Source organism: Acaryochloris marina S15, assembly GCF_018336915.1.
Lineage (GTDB): Bacteria > Cyanobacteriota > Cyanobacteriia > Thermosynechococcales > Thermosynechococcaceae > Acaryochloris > Acaryochloris marina_A.
On record NZ_CP064923.1, the window covers coordinates 2,242,501 to 2,259,293 of the forward strand.

The 16,793-nt window shown below is 47.8% G+C and carries 15 protein-coding genes (1 of these 15 running past the window's edge); 8 read left to right on the forward strand and 7 right to left on the reverse strand.

From position 1 onward, the window contains the following. Positions 1 to 781, forward strand: partial view of an NCS2 family permease gene (locus I1H34_RS10920; RefSeq protein WP_212665638.1) — the 3' portion only. 824 nt of this gene lie to the left of the window's left edge; only the last 781 of its 1,605 coding nucleotides appear in the window; the start codon falls outside the window, past its left edge; it ends in the stop codon at positions 779 to 781. Between the two features lie 291 nt (positions 782 to 1,072). Here the strand turns inward: I1H34_RS10920 and I1H34_RS10925 are convergent, their stop codons facing one another. The 5 genes from I1H34_RS10925 to I1H34_RS10945 all read right to left on the reverse strand — a co-directional run bounded on the left by I1H34_RS10925 (position 1,073) and on the right by I1H34_RS10945 (position 6,913). Further along, positions 1,073 to 1,984, reverse strand: coding sequence for a tetratricopeptide repeat protein (locus I1H34_RS10925; RefSeq protein ID WP_249369998.1), 912 nt, complete (start codon positions 1,982 to 1,984; stop codon positions 1,073 to 1,075). A gap of 265 nt (positions 1,985 to 2,249) precedes the next feature. Further along, a complete protein-coding gene (locus I1H34_RS10930) occupies positions 2,250 to 2,939 on the reverse strand; it encodes an IS1 family transposase (protein ID WP_212665640.1) in 690 nt (229 codons plus the stop codon). 515 nt (positions 2,940 to 3,454) lie between these two features. Beyond that, a complete protein-coding gene (locus I1H34_RS10935; protein ID WP_212665641.1) occupies positions 3,455 to 4,651 on the reverse strand; it encodes a glycosyltransferase in 1,197 nt (398 codons plus the stop codon). Positions 4,652 to 4,702: 51 nt separating this feature from the next. Then, positions 4,703 to 6,388, reverse strand: coding sequence for a hypothetical protein (locus I1H34_RS10940; RefSeq protein ID WP_212665642.1), 1,686 nt, complete (start codon positions 6,386 to 6,388; stop codon positions 4,703 to 4,705). A 63-nt stretch (positions 6,389 to 6,451) separates the two neighbouring features. Continuing rightward, the gene (locus I1H34_RS10945) at positions 6,452 to 6,913 is read right to left on the reverse strand and encodes a protein-tyrosine phosphatase family protein (RefSeq protein WP_212665643.1); all 462 of its coding nucleotides are present in this window, start codon (positions 6,911 to 6,913) and stop codon (positions 6,452 to 6,454) included. Between the two features lie 195 nt (positions 6,914 to 7,108). Here I1H34_RS10945 and recQ point away from each other — a divergent pair, with 195 nt between their 5' ends. Beyond that, complete coding sequence (recQ, locus tag I1H34_RS10950; protein ID WP_212665644.1) at positions 7,109 to 9,328, forward strand: DNA helicase RecQ; 2,220 nt, start codon at positions 7,109 to 7,111, stop codon at positions 9,326 to 9,328. An 82-nt stretch (positions 9,329 to 9,410) separates the two neighbouring features. Continuing rightward, complete coding sequence (locus I1H34_RS10955) at positions 9,411 to 9,728, forward strand: hypothetical protein (RefSeq protein WP_212665645.1); 318 nt, start codon at positions 9,411 to 9,413, stop codon at positions 9,726 to 9,728. 63 nt (positions 9,729 to 9,791) lie between these two features. Here I1H34_RS10955 and I1H34_RS10960 read toward each other — a convergent pair whose 3' ends face one another. Then, positions 9,792 to 10,385: a hypothetical protein gene (locus I1H34_RS10960; protein WP_212665646.1), complete on the reverse strand. Its 594-nt coding sequence runs from the start codon at positions 10,383 to 10,385 to the stop codon at positions 9,792 to 9,794. Beyond that, entirely contained in the window at positions 10,378 to 10,800 is a 423-nt protein-coding gene (locus I1H34_RS10965) for a hypothetical protein (protein WP_212665647.1), read from the reverse strand. The genes I1H34_RS10960 and I1H34_RS10965 overlap by 8 nt, the downstream gene beginning before the upstream one ends. Positions 10,801 to 11,017: 217 nt before the next feature. Between I1H34_RS10965 and I1H34_RS10970 the strand changes: the two genes are divergently transcribed. From I1H34_RS10970 to I1H34_RS10990, 5 genes are all read left to right on the forward strand, one after another. Next, entirely contained in the window at positions 11,018 to 12,142 is a 1,125-nt protein-coding gene (locus I1H34_RS10970) for a trypsin-like peptidase domain-containing protein (protein ID WP_212665648.1), read from the forward strand. A 180-nt stretch (positions 12,143 to 12,322) separates the two neighbouring features. After that, positions 12,323 to 12,652 carry a DUF3181 family protein gene (locus tag I1H34_RS10975; RefSeq protein WP_212665649.1) on the forward strand — a complete coding sequence of 110 codons (330 nt, stop codon included), beginning with the start codon at positions 12,323 to 12,325 and terminating at the stop codon, positions 12,650 to 12,652. Positions 12,653 to 12,660: 8 nt separating this feature from the next. Further along, complete coding sequence (locus tag I1H34_RS10980; protein ID WP_212665650.1) at positions 12,661 to 14,364, forward strand: hypothetical protein; 1,704 nt, start codon at positions 12,661 to 12,663, stop codon at positions 14,362 to 14,364. A gap of 96 nt (positions 14,365 to 14,460) precedes the next feature. Next, a complete protein-coding gene (gene argF / locus I1H34_RS10985; protein WP_212665651.1) occupies positions 14,461 to 15,399 on the forward strand; it encodes an ornithine carbamoyltransferase in 939 nt (312 codons plus the stop codon). Between the two features lie 32 nt (positions 15,400 to 15,431). After that, a complete protein-coding gene (locus I1H34_RS10990; protein WP_212665652.1) occupies positions 15,432 to 16,766 on the forward strand; it encodes a TIGR03279 family radical SAM protein in 1,335 nt (444 codons plus the stop codon). Positions 16,767 to 16,793: the final 27 nt, after the last annotated feature.

The window sequence follows — 16,793 nt, forward strand, 5'->3', positions numbered from 1 at the left end:
GAGCTTACAAAATCTTGAGAGTGCGGAGGCTGCGGGAGATCGGTATCCAACGGCTCCTTGCTTAGCTGCTAATGGCATCGGAACGTTAGTGGCTGCGGTCTGTGGCTCTTGTTTCCCGACAACGATTTATATTGGCCACCCGGGCTGGAAAGATATGGGAGCCCGAATTGGGTATTCATGGCTTAATGGTTTGGTCATGGGGATTTTATGTTTAAGCGGCACTCTGGGAGTGATCACATATTTGGTGCCTATTGATGCGGGTATGGCAATAGTGCTTTGGATTGGAATTGTGATTGTGGCACAGAGTTTTACGGCAACGCCTAAAGCTCATGCACCGGCCGTAGTGGTTGGATTAATGCCAGGAATTGCTGCATGGGGGGCATTAATTGCTAAAAATAGTATGCGTGCTGCAGGAGTCGGTACGCCTGAACAGCCCTTTCAACCAGAAGTCTTAGTCGCAAATTTTAAAATGAGTGATACCTTCATTGAAGGTGCATTTGCGCTGGAACAAGGGGTCATCTTGTTGGCAATGATTTTAGCTGCCATTACGGTATATATCATTGAGCAACAATTCGGACTAGCGGCTCTTTGGGCCTTTGGGGCTGCTATTCTAGCTTGGTTTGGATTGATTCATAGTTTTGCTTGGACCCCGACCGATACAGTGGTGGATTTGGGTTGGGGAACGGGAAGTGATTGGGCTATTAGTTACCTAATGTTGGCAGCTCTATTTGTTTTTGCAGCTTGGCTGAATAAGCGTAACAAGCAAAATAAGATTATCTAGATGATTGGAATGAAATCCCCAAAAGAATTAGAGCGGATGGTGATATATACCTGTATTGGTGTTTGGGGAAGCGTGTGCTTTTGAATAGGTTAGTGGATACCTGTTTGGAGTATATGCTTGGAGCTACTCAATGTTCTTTTGAAATTGTAGAAATGTATGGCTTCTTATGATGTAGTTCAAACTTACGGCATTGGTTATCGATAATTCTCAGCATTTTTGTCATGGGCTGAAAATATCATCCTACTGAATCCTAGTACTTAGATGGGACTAAGAAAGAAGTTCGCTAATTGATTATGTGGAAGGAAAAGTAAACTGTGCATTTGGAGTAAGTTTACGAAGATAGCTGAGTGTTATCTCAAAATTAGCATTTTTACCGGTATGCCAGAAAATCTGAGCAGCATGTTGAAAGTCAGTGATAGCACCTTGTTGATCTCCCAAGTTAAGTCTGAGTAGACCTCGATTGCCATAAGCATTGGCATTCTCAGGGTTGAGAGAAATCACTTGGGAATAGGAATGGATAGCCCCCCAATAGTTTTGTTCTTCAGTTTGAGCGGCAGCTAGCTTCATCAAAAGCTCGAAATTTGGGCCGTCTTGCTGTTTCGAACTTTGAGAGTTAGGAGATGATAGTTCTTTCTGGGGGAGGTTGTGAGTGTTATGAGCAGAGCTTGCTCTGAATGCATTCTCGAGACGGCATAGGAGCTGGTAGTCTTTTAATTCGCTAAGGACGTTGATGGTTGAATGGCGGATATCTGGATTGGGATGACAGATGAGTTGATCTAATAAGATTTGGGTCTGGGGTAACTGCATCATATGGAGTGTTCGAAGCGCAAGGTTGTGCCATTCCCGCGTTTCCATTAGTTCTGTGAGGCCTGCAATGGCTTCAGGAGCAACGGTGGCTAACATTTGACTGATTTGATGATCAAACCGATCGTCTTCTGAAGCTTTTAGCGTATCGATTAGGCCAGCCACTAGAATCGTGCGTTCGAGTTTGGCTAGTGCTTGACTTGATAAGTGCTTTAGGGTCGAATCACTATTCTGATGTTGGAAAATGACGAATAGAGTAGGTACCGCTTTTGCACCAAATTTGGGTAGTAATTGGGCGACCTGTTGACGAGAGATGAGATCTTCTTCTGTGAGAAGGATATGAAAGGCTAAGCCTAGGAATCGATCGACATCCCACCAATGTAGGTCAATAGCCTGCATCCTCTCTCCAGCGAGAGGTATAAGTTTTTCAACACATTCAACAAATAAAGAATCCTGGGAGGTTGGAGAACTTGGATTTGTAGGCTGAAAAGCTGACATAAGCTATTTCTTGTATCAAGTTATACTCCTACTTTCTTACAAATAACGTGTTTATGCACGTTTGTGATGAATTAAATGTATGCGTTTCATTACATGACGCGTTTTCTGAATATTGATAAAGAGAGCATATAGCAGAATTCTAGGCGTTGCTCAATGACGGGATGACTCACGGAGGAATAGGTACTTCCCCAAACTTGAGATAGTGGATCAATAGTCGAATTGAATGCTTGAGCATGTCCACCGATTTTGAATAACATAAAGTCTTGCGATGGAGCCGTGCCAAGTAATGTCGTAAACGTGTGTTTTCTCCCTCTACTCGTGTCATGTAGGTCTTGCTAACAATCTGGTCACCCTCTGGGATAAAGCCTGGATAGACGGGATTGCCATCACTGACCCAGAAAAAACATTGCCAACAGACGATTGCTTGCCATAACGGTCGAAAGGTCTCAGCACTATGGTCACCCACAACCCAGCCTAGAATGCCGGGGTGAAAATGATCCACCGCAGTCCAAATCCAGACCTTGTTGCGTTTTTGGCCCACAAAGGTTTCGAGTTCGTCTAACTCTCCTACCTGTGGGATATCGTCGGGGTTATAAGCATCAGGTAATAGAGCACCAACTTGTTGAACCCATTGAATCACAGTAGTATGAGCAACTCCGATGACTCGTTCAATGCCCTGAAAGCCCATCCCATTGACATACATTCTCAAGCACAGGCGTTTCGTCCAATCACTGTATCCACGCTTTGAGTAAGTTGAAAGAAACTGTCGTCCACAGGTCACACAGATATGGTTTTGCTTGCCTCGACGATGCCCATTCTTATGGATATGTTGACCACCACATTCTGGACACTTCATACAGACACCTCATGATGTTCGAAATAGTCATGAGTTTATCCTGACGCAATCAAATTCATCCCGTCATTGAGCAACGCCGAATTCTAGGAGCCTAAACGTTATGCCTATAGAATCTTTACGGCTGAATAGCGCTAGTAGTTTTTCTAGAGTTTGTACAATGTGAGAGATGATCAGTTTTCAAAAGTTTGTATTTTGATGACTTCAAGTTCTAAGCCTGATGAAAGTAAACAAGAAGATAACCTGAAGAACTGTCACCCACCAGAAATAGAAAAAGTCCTCTGTCCACATTGTCTACGCACGGCAACGAATGGAATTAAGTGTCAAGGAATATGTGTTGCGGATAGCGATTATTAAACCCTTTCATTTAATCTTGGGATTTCTTGTTTTTGTGAATATTTGGCTATGGTGAATTTGAGATTGAGTTAAAGAGGATTATGGGTGAAAGAATAGGACAACTGACTCATAGGTTTTTTGCTAATCACTAGTCTTAAAAACTATTTTTTAGCGAAATAAAGCTAGCGTACGGGATATACACGCCCTTTCCAAGCACCGCCTTCTCCTTGCCAATGTTGACGAGCAGAATCAAGGGTTATTAGGTTATAGAGTATTGCAATTAATGGGAGTGAAATGGCCCAGGTGGGGGAAAGTTGATAGAGTCGAATAGTGGGTAGATAGGCCAGGGTCATTAAGACCCAAGTCACTGTTCCTATAAGACTAATACTGATATTGCCAAGATAGAGGCCAAGCACAATACTCATGGGGGGAACCATATAGATCAGGAACATCCCTAGTACAGTCCCTATGAGGAGCAATGTAGAGTAATTGAGTTGTGTGAAGGCTGTGCGGGCGACCATTGACCAGATACTATCAAGGGTGTCGTAAGGCCGTAAGCTTTGGGTGGCGGAGGTTAGCCCGATCCAGATGTTGCGGTTGGGTTGAGATTTGGGTGTTAGTTTGATGGCAGTAGCAAGGGCGCAATCATCAATCAAAGCGTCTCGAATAACTTCGATTCCCCCTATGGTCATGAGAGTTTGACGACGGACTAAAATACAACCGCCTGCTGCTGCAGCCATTTGCTTCTGGGGCTGATTGACCCAAAGGAAAGGATATAGTTTTTGAAAGAAGAAGACAAAAGCTGGAATCAGTAGCTGTTCCCAAATACTTTGGCACCGGAGTCGGACCATCAAGGAGACCATGTCTCGGTTTTCTTGCTCAGCTTTGGTGACTAAGCTTTGGAGAGAATTAACCTCATGCTGAATATCAGCATCTGTAAGTAAGAAGTAAGTTGGGTGAACGGACTCTGCTAGAACCGTTTCTATCCCTTGGTGCATGGCCCACAGTTTGCCAGACCAGCCTGGAGGGAGTGGGGAGGTTTGGATGACTTGTAACTGGTGGTTTTTACCTAAGTCAGTGGCGATTTCCTGGGCGATTTCTCCAGTTCTGTCGGTGCTTTGATCGTCTATGAGCAGGATTTTGAAGGGGCCAGGATAGGTCTGTTGGAGAAGCGATCGCAAACTGTCTGGCAATACTTCAGCTTCATTGCGAGCTGGGACAATGGCACAGACGCTTGGCCATTCTTGTAGGTCTAGAGGAGGTGGCGTGGGGTCTAGGACTTGATTGGCCCGCCAGAACTGGCCTCGGAAGAGGAGGAGACCGACCCAAATGAGACCTGAAAGCAAACTGATGCTGAGCCAAAAGGTTGTGAAGCTCATGCCTTATTTCATACCTAATAATTCACTTCATACCTAAAAATTCAGGCTGAGTTAGCACTGAATATTCAGGAGGGTGTTGAGCAGGTGCCAGCAGGGCCAGTAGTAAGCAGCAAGGGCATCGTCTAAACTCCAAAATTCAGCATAGCTGTCGCTGGAACAATAGCAGCCCACAAACAGCAATAACAAGTCTTGAAACGGAACGGCGTTTTTATTGATGGGCTCGGTGTAGAGCTCGTTGAGGACGTTCTGTAAATAGAGCAGATTGCTGACGATATCGGTGAATAGACTGGCTTCTCCGGTCAACGTGGGCAGGTAGGTGGTGTTGTATTCCTGAAAGAAGATTTGGTAGAGGGCTGCGATCGCAGTCTTTAAACTCGTTTTTAAGCCTAGGGCATGTACCGGATGGCCTGCTTGTCCCCATTCTCGAAGGAGATCCGTTTCTAAAGGGGTTTCTTCAAGGGCAGACAGATGAATTTCTACCAGGGGACGAAGCACTTGCAAAAATAGAAAATCAATATCCGCGAGGGTGAGATCTAGCTTGGTTGGGAGGTCCTTAAAGACAGAGCTGCTGAGAAGTTGATCGGCATGGTGAGGATTGTCCCAAACGAACTTAAACTCAGCTGCATCCGCAATCATTTCGGCGATGAGATGGGTGAAAAGGAGCCCTAATCGCTGCTGGACTTCTCCATGAAAAAATAGATGGGCTTTGGGGTGATCGAGTTCAACTTGCTCCCCCTGGACCTGAAAAAGCATGCGGCAATTGATGGGGCCGTCAGGGGTATAGGCTGTTTCGCCGGCATGGAAGGGTTGACCACAATCTTTGAGAATAGCGTAGTCACTGGAGAATTGGGTGCAGAGGTATTGCCAGTGATGGCCCCACACATCATGAATTAAGAAGGCTTCCATTTTATGAGTGGGGATGATGCCAATGGCTCGACTGAGGACGCGGGCGATATCGGTAGGGGAATCGCCGGTTGCTTGAGCGAGGGCTTTGCACCAATCGGGATCGATATGGGCAGGATGACAGGGACCAAAAGTGGGGAATCGATCAAACTTCTGGTAATGGAATTCATCCAATTGCTGTAAGAAAGATTGTAAAGACTCAGAAAGCTGATCTGGCAGCGCAATGTCAGGATTTGAACTATAAAATTTGCCGTCCTTATAGGGAAGGCAGAAATAGAGTTGGAGGGGAGTGTGGATACAGTCGATGATTGCTGCAGGGATTGCTAGGGGGCCAAACAGAGCCTGGAATAGCAGCAATCTCCCTTGGCAGGAACCCTGAAAAAAGGTCATTGCTGCTGCCATGATCCGTTTTTGTTGAGTCAGTCGTTCGGTAACCTGTTCCTGACTGGCTTGGAGCTGGGAAGCAAAGTCATCAGATAGTTGAAAGAGCTCGCACAGTTGGGAACCCATTGCGGGTTCTTGCAAGATCTTGGGGAGTGGATCTGGGCGGTAATGCTCTAGGGTGGGTGAGTTTAGAGTCCCTTGCCAATTACTGCCGCCAACTTCCTGGTAGGGAACGAGCCTGACGGTGGCTTCTACAAACGCTTCTCGGACGGCTACTGGAATTTCATGGGCGGGGATGGGTTGCCGATGGATGCTATGAGCGAAACTTTGCAAGTCTGCCTGAATGGCAGCCAATCGTTGGGAAGCGGTGCTTGTGTCTTCTTGGCGCGCTAGTTGTAAAGCTTCCGCTAAAAGGCGCTGCCGATGGGAATCAGCTTTGGGGATAGACATGGAGGTGCCCTTTACTTCAGTCCAATCTGGCAAGCTAGGTTAATGCTGGAGCGAAAGAAGCCATTAATCGTCTGTGGAAGCAAGATAAGACTGCATGACCTGGACTTGATTTTTGTCGGGGGATGCATAGTGATGCTGTTCTTTCACAAATGCGATCGCATCTTCCAGGGATAGCCCTTGTTTTTGGGCGACGTGTAAACAACATATGGATGCAGACCTTCCTACACCTGCTAAGCAATGGACATAGACGACGTGGCCTTTGCGCTGCCAGCGATTGAGGATCTTGAGGGCTTGGTCAAATTGCTCTTCTGAGGGAACGCCTCCCGTAAACCCGTCGGGAATGGGGACTCGCTGCCAGAGAAACCCATGTTGAATGTCATCAGGAACCGGCTGCTCACCTTCTTCATTGAGGCACAGAACCGCAGTAATCCCCTCGCGTCGTAGCTGAGATGCTGAGGTGGTTTGGTGGGGAAAGGAACCCACGGCGAGTTGATTCGGTATGATCCAGGAGAATCGTTTGGGCATGGAAGATCGTTTTATCCAGGACGAAAAAGAGATGACAACTTAGGTGAAGATTAAAGCTAGCTCAAATCAGGGTGTCTTGGCTTAGCATTAACCATATCCCCCACTTAAGAGTGATGATGATGGACCCCTCCCCATTGTGACCCATTGCTGGGGCGAAGAGGAATATTTCGATCACATTTCATCCCTATACTGCCCATGACCTTGAGTTCTTTTGCATCTGCTCCTGACTTTGCATCCTTGGAAGCGGCTCTAAAACACTATTTTGGGTATGACCAGTTTAGGGCTGGTCAGCAGCAAGTTATTGAGGCAGCACTACAGCAGCAAGATCTGATGGTCGTGATGCCGACGGGAGGTGGCAAATCCCTCTGTTTCCAGCTACCAGGTTTATTGTTGCCTGGGTTGACGGTGGTGATTTCTCCTTTGATTGCCCTGATGCAGGACCAGGTGACGACCCTGCAGGTCAATGATATTCCAGCAACATTTTTGAATAGCAGTATTGATGCGGCTACAGCTCGGCAACGGATTGCAGAAGTTTTTTCTGGGAAGATCAAGCTGCTGTATGTTGCACCAGAACGATTACTCCATGAATCTTTCCTTAATTTATTGGATCAGGTGCAGGCCCAGACAGGTTTAGCTGCATTTGCGGTGGATGAGGCCCATTGTGTTTCTGAGTGGGGACATGATTTTCGGCCTGAGTATCGTCGTTTGGCCGAGGTGCGGCAACGATATGCCCAGGTCCCTGTATATGCCTTAACGGCCACGGCGACGGAGCGGGTGCGACAAGACATTATCCAGCAACTGCAGTTGCGACAGCCTTTTGTCCATGTGGCTAGTTTTAACCGTCCTAACCTTTACTACGAGGTGCGCCCCAAATCACGGCAAGCTTATGCCGATCTCTATCGGGAGATTCGCCAGCATGGCCAAGACTCGGGCATTGTCTATTGTTTGAGTCGACGGGAAGTGAATGAAGTCTCAGCTCGATTGCAGGCGGATGGCATTAGTGCTTTGCCGTACCATGCGGGCATGAGCGATAAGGCTCGTACCCTTAATCAAGAGCGGTTTATTCGGGATGATGTCCAGGTGATGGTGGCTACGGTTGCCTTTGGCATGGGGATTGATAAGCCGGATGTGCGGTTTGTCATTCACTATAATTTGCCTCGCAATATCGAGGGGTATTACCAGGAGGCGGGCCGGGCGGGTCGGGATGGTGAATCGTCTAAGTGCCTGCTGTTCTTTAGTACGAAGGATATTCACACCCTTGAATGGCTGATTGAACAGAAAGTCGATCCAGAGACAGGCAACCCCTTAGATAATGAACAGCGGATTGCCCGCCAACAGTTACGCCAGGTGATTGACTATGCCGAAAGCACGGTTTGTCGGCGAACGGTACAGTTGGGGTATTTTGGCGAAACCTTTGGGGGAGACTGTGGGGGCTGTGATAACTGCTGCCATCCTAAACCCGTCGAAGATTGGACCATCCCGGCTCAAAAGCTGTTGTCCTGTGTGGCTCGTTGCCAGGAACGATATGGGATGAGCTATGTCATTGATGTGTTGCGAGGCTCACGCAATCAAAAGGTTCTGCAGCGACGCCATGACCAGCTTTCTACCTATGGGATTGGCAAAGACAAAACAGTGGATCAATGGCGATTGTTAGGACGGACGTTGCTGCATCAAGGTTTGGTTGCAGAAACTACCGATGGTTATCCGGTACTTAAGCTAAATGAACTGAGCTGGGAAGTGTTGCGGCATCAACGGTCCGTATTTGTTCCTGTGCCCGTTGCCCCGACTCAGGACAGGCCCAACAATGCTCGCCGGGAAGAGGCTGAAGCCTTGTTTCAACGGTTACGAGAGTTGCGAAAGGAGCTGGCGGATCAGCAGTCTGTTCCCCCGTACGTGATCTTTGCGGATTCTAGTTTGAAGCTGATGGCCCAGCAGCAGCCCCAGACCATGGTGGAGTTTGCCAAGATTTCGGGGGTCGGTAAGCGCAAGCTAGACCAATATGGCCAGCAATTTACGGCTTTTATTCGGTCTCATCGGCAGGAGCAGGGCTTGCCTGTGGTGAGCGAAGCAGATGCAGCTGAGCTGGAGGAGCCTTCGGGGCCAACTACGCTTAAGTTATCGAATACTGTATTGGCGACGCTCCAGCTCTATCAACAAGGAAAGACGCTAGAAGAAATTGCAGCTGGACGAGACCTGAAGGTTACGACCATTGCTACGCATTTGGAAGATTTGATTGAGGCAGGGCAGGTGGGAGAGATTGACGGAGTAGTGGATTGCGATCGCAAACAGACCATCGCCGAAATCATTGAGCGTATCGGCCCCATTTCCCTCACAAAAATCCGAGAGAAGCTGGGAAACAACTATTCCTATGAGGAAATTCGGTTAGTCAGGGCTTGGTGGCAGCGTCAACAGTGAAGATTGATGTTGACAGTGGATGCCCCTGTAATAGAATCTGAAGACAACCCCAGGATTGATGCAACTAGAGTAGAGCACTCCTATGCCGCCATTTTGGCCCCGAGAACCAGATCGCAAGAATGATACCGCTTATCGTCGCTTTGGCGATCGCGTCAATTTGGCGTTTAATATTGCCATTTATGCGACGGCCGCTTCGTCTTTGTGGTTTTTTAAGTTGCTAATGTATCAGGATTGGCCTTGGCTGAAGGGCTTAACCCTAGGCTGGTTGGGGTTTATTGTTCTGCAAGCCATATATGTAATAGCCATCGCTGACTATAGTGATGCAGACGATACCAAACCTATTTTTAAAAAAGATAAGGATATGCTTGCTGAAGAATCTAGTGAGTCCTCTGAGGGGTAAGTATGATTCTGGTGCTTTTGGCATGAAGTCCGTTTTGTTATGGACATTGAGAGTGGATTGTTGCTACCAATCCAGCCAAAAAATGATTCTTACTTCTTGAGGGTTGCCAAGTTTTAAAAGTTCTTCGATGAACCAGTCCCCGTAACCAACAAATTCGCGATAGCTCTCTATCCAGGAAACTTCTCCTCTATTCTTTCCTGGGTTAGGATAAACGCCTTCGTCGTCGGGGAAGTCTTCAGGGAAAGACCCTAAATCTTTAAATAAAGAAGCATACTGACGTTTTACATAGCCCGTCCAAGGTGGAAACTTTTTGTCCCAATTGTAATCAATGACTTCTTGAACTAAAAACCATGTTAAGTACAACCTTTTTATCAAGAAGCTATCAGTTAATCCGGTAAAAAACGCTTCCTTATAGAGAAGATTCATGTCGTCGGGGAACCCGCGAGGCTCGGCAATTGGAACAATCGGTTCAGTATGCCAAAACGGATAGGTATATCGGCGCTCATACCCTACAAGGGCCGTGTATAGGGAATAGGCCGTGCCAGGATAGACACAGGCAACAGGTATCTGTTTGTCCTTTGACCTCTTAGGAGTTGGAATGGGTTCCCAATGTCCTTCTCTCCAAGTCTCTGCGTAAAAATTCCCTTCTCTACTCATCGATACTGGCGAAAATTGATCGGGCTAGGTTGATATCTGATGCATTATCGAAGTAGGTCGCAACCTGGATGTAGCTTTCTTTAGCAAAGACAAAACCATAGAGGGCATGGGTTCCATCTTCGATTAATTGATAGGAGAGTCGATGATTACTGATGTTTGACTGTTCATGCAATTCGAACGCTTCTGTTGAAATGTCCTGTTTTCGTTGAGCTAAGCGAGTGTCGATGGACTCGTTATGATTGTTATTCCATACATTGAAATAGAGGGTCAAGCTGGGACGCCATAGGATGAGAGAACCTTCTTCGATCCGACGATTGAATTTGAAGGGGAGTGAAACTGACCATGTTGAAGTGAGTTGATACTGCCCAGACACAATAGGGTAATTTGGGTGGAGGTTGTTCGTATCAATAGACATTAGCTGCTCTTTATTCAAAGTGACAAGTTAGTGATAGTCAACAATGCTCACACCACAGACACTGCTGTCTAACTTCTCAAAATATCCTTGCCGAAGGAGCAAGTAGTATGACGTGGCCCAATAAAAAGTACGGAACCTTAACAAAAAGGTGTGATCTTTAATACAGATGTGCTAGGGAATAGGATAAGTTTTTTGATTTTTTCCAGAATTGTCATCAATGAAATTTATCCATCCACTCGTCCCTGTAGTAATTACTGCAATTGTTGCCGCTCCTTTTTATAGTGCCCAGGCATTGAATTCAGCGGAAGTGAGTGCGATCGCAGAAGCCGTTACCGTCCGTATCGATGGTCAAAACTCAGGTTCAGGGGTGATTATCAAACGTCAAGATGATGTTTACACCGTATTGACAGCGGCCCATGTGGTGGCCACAGCGGATGAATATGATGTAGTGACTGATGATGATTCACGGTATCCCTTGGCCTACAGTACCGTTAAAAAATTTCCTGGAATTGATTTAGCACTGGTTGAATTTACTAGTTCCAAGCCTTATCAAGTCGCAAAGTTGGGAGACTCGTCTAACGTGAGGGCAGGAGAATCTATTTATGTCTCTGGATTTCCCATGTCTACTGCTGCTATCACCGCTCCCATTTGGAACTTTTCTGAAGGGAAGGTAACGGCAAACGCTAAACGCCCTTTGGCAGATGGCTATGGATTGGTTTATAGCAACAACACCTTACCGGGGATGAGTGGTGGGTCTGTTTTAGACAGCCAAGGCCAACTGATTGGCATTCATGGGCGAGCGGATGGAGAACGGCAGGTTAAACGGACGGAAACGGTGTACGTGAAGACAGGATTTAATCTAGGGATTCCCATCAATACCTTTTTAAGTTCCGTGGGCACGATTAATCCTGATTTAGGATTTTCAGGAAATGTGGCAACTGGGGGAGTTGAATTAACCTCGGATGACTTGTATTTGCAGGGCACGAATAAGTTTCAAGGGGGGAATTACCAAGGTGCGATCGCAGATCTAAATCAATCCATCGACCTCAATCCCCAAAATGCTTTTGCCTTCAACAGTCGTGGCAATGCTTTTTATGAATTACAGCAATACAAAGATGCGATCACTCAGTATGACCAAGCTATTGCCTTGAATCCTGACTATGCCGAAGCCTATTTCAATCGAGGACTCGCTCATAAGCTTGATGGAAATGATGCTCAAGCCCAGCAGGATCATCTGAAATCAAAGCAACTCTTAGGTGGCCAAGTCGAATCACTTCAAAATAAAGCCGATCGCATTCAACAACTGCTCGATCAAAAGCTGAAGCCTTTTGAACTTCGGTAATGATGGGTTGTGTTGGCTACGAAATTAGTTCGATATATTTCCGAAGGATTAGCCACTATCGAGCTTGGGACAGAAGCCCTAGCATGGCGAATTAATAATCAGGGGTTATTCTAGAAAAGACAATCTGGTGAAACTTCGAATTCACCTTAATGGCCCTGAAAAATAGGGGTACCCTAAGCTATGGCAGACCAAATTGCAACTGTAGACGTAGAAGCCCTCGCCGCAGATATTGGTGAAAAAATCTATATTGATGTGGCCAAATGGCATCTCTTTCTGAGTGATGCCCATCTGCATCAGTCATTAGCAGAGCAATTTTGTAACCTTTTGGAAAACGGATTGTTGGAGGAACCCCAGATCCTGCAAGTGTTGTCAGATGTTTCTGTGCCACTGGGGGGTGGTAAATGCAAACTGCCATTGATTGATCTCATGCCTGTCGCAGGCCAACAAGATCTCATGGATATTCTGACTGACTTCCGTCATCGCCTCGAAGAGTCTGGATATAGTTTTTAGCGTCTGAAGTGAGCACTAATCAAAAATTTTCTCGCCAGGTGCGAAACGGCAAAGTCGTTTACGTGCCTACAGCCCCGCATACTCCTTCCCAATCTGCTCGTGCTCAGTCCCCTCGACTGCTGGCGAAACTCCGGTCTAGCCTGAATTTGTTGCTGTTGGCTGGTATCACTACCACTGTAGTGGGATTAGCTTGGTTGAGTTACCAAGTGATTACGGATCCAGACGTGGCTTTTTGGTTGAATCAGTATTTGCCAACGACAAAAGGGAAGCAAACGGCTGCTCATCAACCCCGCACCCTGCAGCAAATTTTAAAGCGTCTCCAGGATCAGAAACAGTCGCCAGGAAAGCCCATTGTGCTAGCGGCTGATAGCAATGCCAACAGTCCGCTGACGGCGACCAAAGATATTTTGATCCCAACTTATAACAAGAGCTGTGCTCAACGTCCCTGCCAGCAACTCCAGTCTTTGCAGGTATATCGTTCTTTAAAGCTGCCATCTCTCCTGCGACTGTTCCAAGGCAAACGCTATTACCGTTTGCTGGATCGGATGACGGTGCATGGCCCCACGGAAGAACAACTGGTTCGCTTAGCCCGTAACCCGCGCTTAGTGACAGGGTCAACCCGGCCTCTCAATTTATCTCGAGTCGAAGTTTATAATCCTGCCCCCAAGCCAGGAGCTTGGTTACGATTGACGGGGCTGAGGAGTGAAGGAAGTGCAACGGCTACCTATGGCCAAGTGTTGTATTTCCATCCGGATGAGGCCCAGCTTGTTTTGATGTTGAATTGGGCGAGTCCATCGGGCGAGTCTCCTCAATGGCGTCAGGTGACGGGTGATCAGCGGCCAGAATTAGTTGTCAAACAAACGGTGGGTCTAGAACCACAATATGCAGTGTATTGGCTTCATCCTGCCCCAACAGGGGACTTGCAGGTCGAACATATCTCCTTAGCCAAGCCTGCCTTTGCTGATCCGGGCTATACCCAAAGTTTATTGTTGGCCCGGAGTGGCTTATGGTCTCCAGCCCAAAAGCGGTTGTTGACTGTCAAAAAACAGCAGTCGCGTCGATGGTCTCCCAAGGCCCAAGCCCAACTGGACTATATCAATCTCCATGCGGCTATAGCCAAGTCTCAAGCTCAACAAATTTCGGCGAGTCGAGTGCAAACGATTGTGGCACGGCTGGTGAATGGAGAATGGAGTGCGGCCCTGAAGTTCTTTCAATCTCCCCAGACGGATCCGGTAGAAGTTAGGGCTTTATTGGCTGCCGATCCGGGGCGCTTATTTGCACGAGTGGAAGCCTTTTTAAAGGTGAATCCCAAGAATCAAGATGCGATCGCATGGGGTACCCTTATGCGACATGTACAGGACGATCCGAAGACAGCCCTAGTCTGGGCCCAGCAGCGGACGGGGAAAAACAAGGCTGCCCTTGAGACCATCAAGAAACTGGTGAAACGTCTGGATCAACCCCGCTATACCCCGAAAGAAGCCCCCGCTAAGCCCAAGCCACAACCTGATGTTCTCAAGGTAAAGCCACCGGTCCAGCCTTCTCCAAAGGTTGTGCCTCCAAAAGCCAAGCCCTCAGGGGCTCAGCTCTCTTCACCTGTGCCTCCTCCAGTGGCCCCTAAACCTGCACCAGTCCCTGAGCAAACTGTACAGCCTGAATCTTCACTACCACCTGAGCTTGCACCTGTTCCGCCAGAAGAGGCTCCAGGGGAATAACTGGAAAGACAGGGCTCGCTTGAATAAGGTATTCTGGATGTTTCCGCTATTTTGGTGCCTTAGCTGTTGTAGTCCCCCAAGCCTGATATAGAGTCTATGTCTACCGATACTGCAAGTCTTAAAGGGAGAGATCTGCTAGGTTTAGCAGACTTAACGAGCCCAGAAATGTATGGTTTGTTGGAGCTGGCGGCTCAAATCAAGGCGGGGCAGGTCAAACCCCATTGTCCCAAGGTATTGGGTTTGCTGTTTACTAAGGCTTCTACTCGCACCCGGGTCAGCTTTTCTGTCGGCATGTACCGTCTAGGGGGTCAGGTGATTGATCTGAGACCGGATGCCACCCAGGTGGGGCGGGGTGAGCCGTTAGAAGATACGGCTAGAGTCTTAGATCGCTACTTAGACGTACTGGCGATTCGCACCTATGAGCAGCAGGATTTGAGTACCTTTGCGAACTATGCTTCGATTCCTGTGATTAATGCCCTGACAGATTTAGAACATCCTTGTCAGATCTTTGCGGATTTACTCACTCTACAAGAGGCGTTTGGGCAGCTAGAAGGATTGACTCTCACCTATTTGGGGGATGGCAACAATGTCGCCCATTCCCTGCTGTTGGGATGTGCCCTAGTCGGGGTAAATATTCGAGTAGCCACCCCTCCGGACTATCAGCCCCTCCCTGATTTTGTTGAGAAAGCTAAGATACTGGCGGGCGATCGCAGTTCCGTACTGATCACCACCGACCCCCAAGAAGCCGTCGATGGGGCTCATGCCCTCTATACCGATGTCTGGGCCAGTATGGGCCAAGAAGATTTGGCCAGCAACCGGATTCCCATCTTTCAGCCCTATCAAGTGAACGAGTCCCTCTTGGCTAAGGCGGATACCAAGGCCATTGTGCTCCACTGCCTTCCTGCCCATCGAGGAGAAGAGATTACAGCAGACGTAATCGAAGGGGCACAGTCCCGAGTGTGGGATCAGGCAGAGAATCGTCTGCATACTCAGCAAGCCCTGCTAGCTAGCATATTAGGCGCTAAGATCGACTGAGCGTTTGGCGGTTCAGCCCCATTAATCCGTGAATGAGTAAGTCATCAGTTCAGCCAGCTTTAATTTCAGCGGTGGTCCCCGATTCGATCGCAGCAGAAGTGGGATTTGAACCGGGCGATCGCCTGGTGTCCATTAATGGCGACGTGCCCCGGGATCTCATTGACTATCGCTTTCTCTGCGCGGATGAATACCTGACCCTTGAGGTCTTGGATGCGGCAGGTCGCCCCCATCAGGTCGAAATTGAAAAAGATTTTGATTCTGAACTGGGACTGGAGTTTGAGACGGCCCTTTTTGATGGGCTGATTCAGTGTAATAATCACTGTCCCTTTTGCTTTATCGATCAAAAGCCTCCTGGTTTGCGATCCAGTCTTTATCTCAAGGATGACGATTATCGCCTCAGCTTTCTGTACGGCAGTTATTTAACCCTGACCAATATCCCCCCCCATGAATGGGACCGCATTGAGGCGATGCGCTTGTCTCCCCTCTACGTGTCTGTGCATGCGACTCATCCAGATGTGCGCATACGGCTGCTGAAAAATCTCCGGGCAGGCCAAATTCTGGACCAACTGCAGTGGTTCCAGCAGCGACGACTCCAAATTCATGCTCAAGTTGTGGTTTGCCCTGGCATCAATGATGGTGAAATCTTGCAGCAAACCATCCTGGATTTGGCTCAATTCCATCAGTCTGAGGTGCCTGCAGTTGCTTCAATCGCTGTTGTTCCTGTGGGCCTCACCCGATTTCGCCCGCCAGAAGATGAGTTGAAGCCGGTTGAACCAACAGATGCTACAGCAGTGATTCATCTAGTTCAGCAGCTACAGGCCCAGTTTCAAAATCAGTTTGGGACAACCTTTGCTTGGCTAGCGGATGAGTGGTTTTTAATTGCGGGACAAGATCTGCCGTCTGAGAGCCATTATGAAGAATATCCGCAAATTGATAATGGTGTGGGTTCAATTCGGCAATTTCTGTCCCAGTTTGATCAGGCGGCTACATCCTTGCCTTCCCATATCCCCGCTGGGAAGGACTTGACCTGGGTTGTGGGTAATACGGTAGAAAAGGCTTTTCGGCCCATCGTGCAGCGGTTGAATCAAGTCCAAGGCCTAACGGTGACTCTGGCTCCCCTCCGTAGTGATTATTGGGGGCAAACGATGACCGTGACGGGACTTTTGACCGGGCAAGATATTTTGTCGGGTTTGCGCCATCAACCCTTGGGGGATGGATTGCTCTTACCGACCTTAATGCTGAAGTATGGGACCACTCAATTCCTGGATGATATGACTGTAGCGGAGTTGTCTGATGAATTGGACGTTCCGATCGGGCTCATTCAAGGGGGTGCCGAGGATGTTATTCGCGCTTGTCTTCAGCAATGAATGGCTCCATAAAATGCCCTATTTATC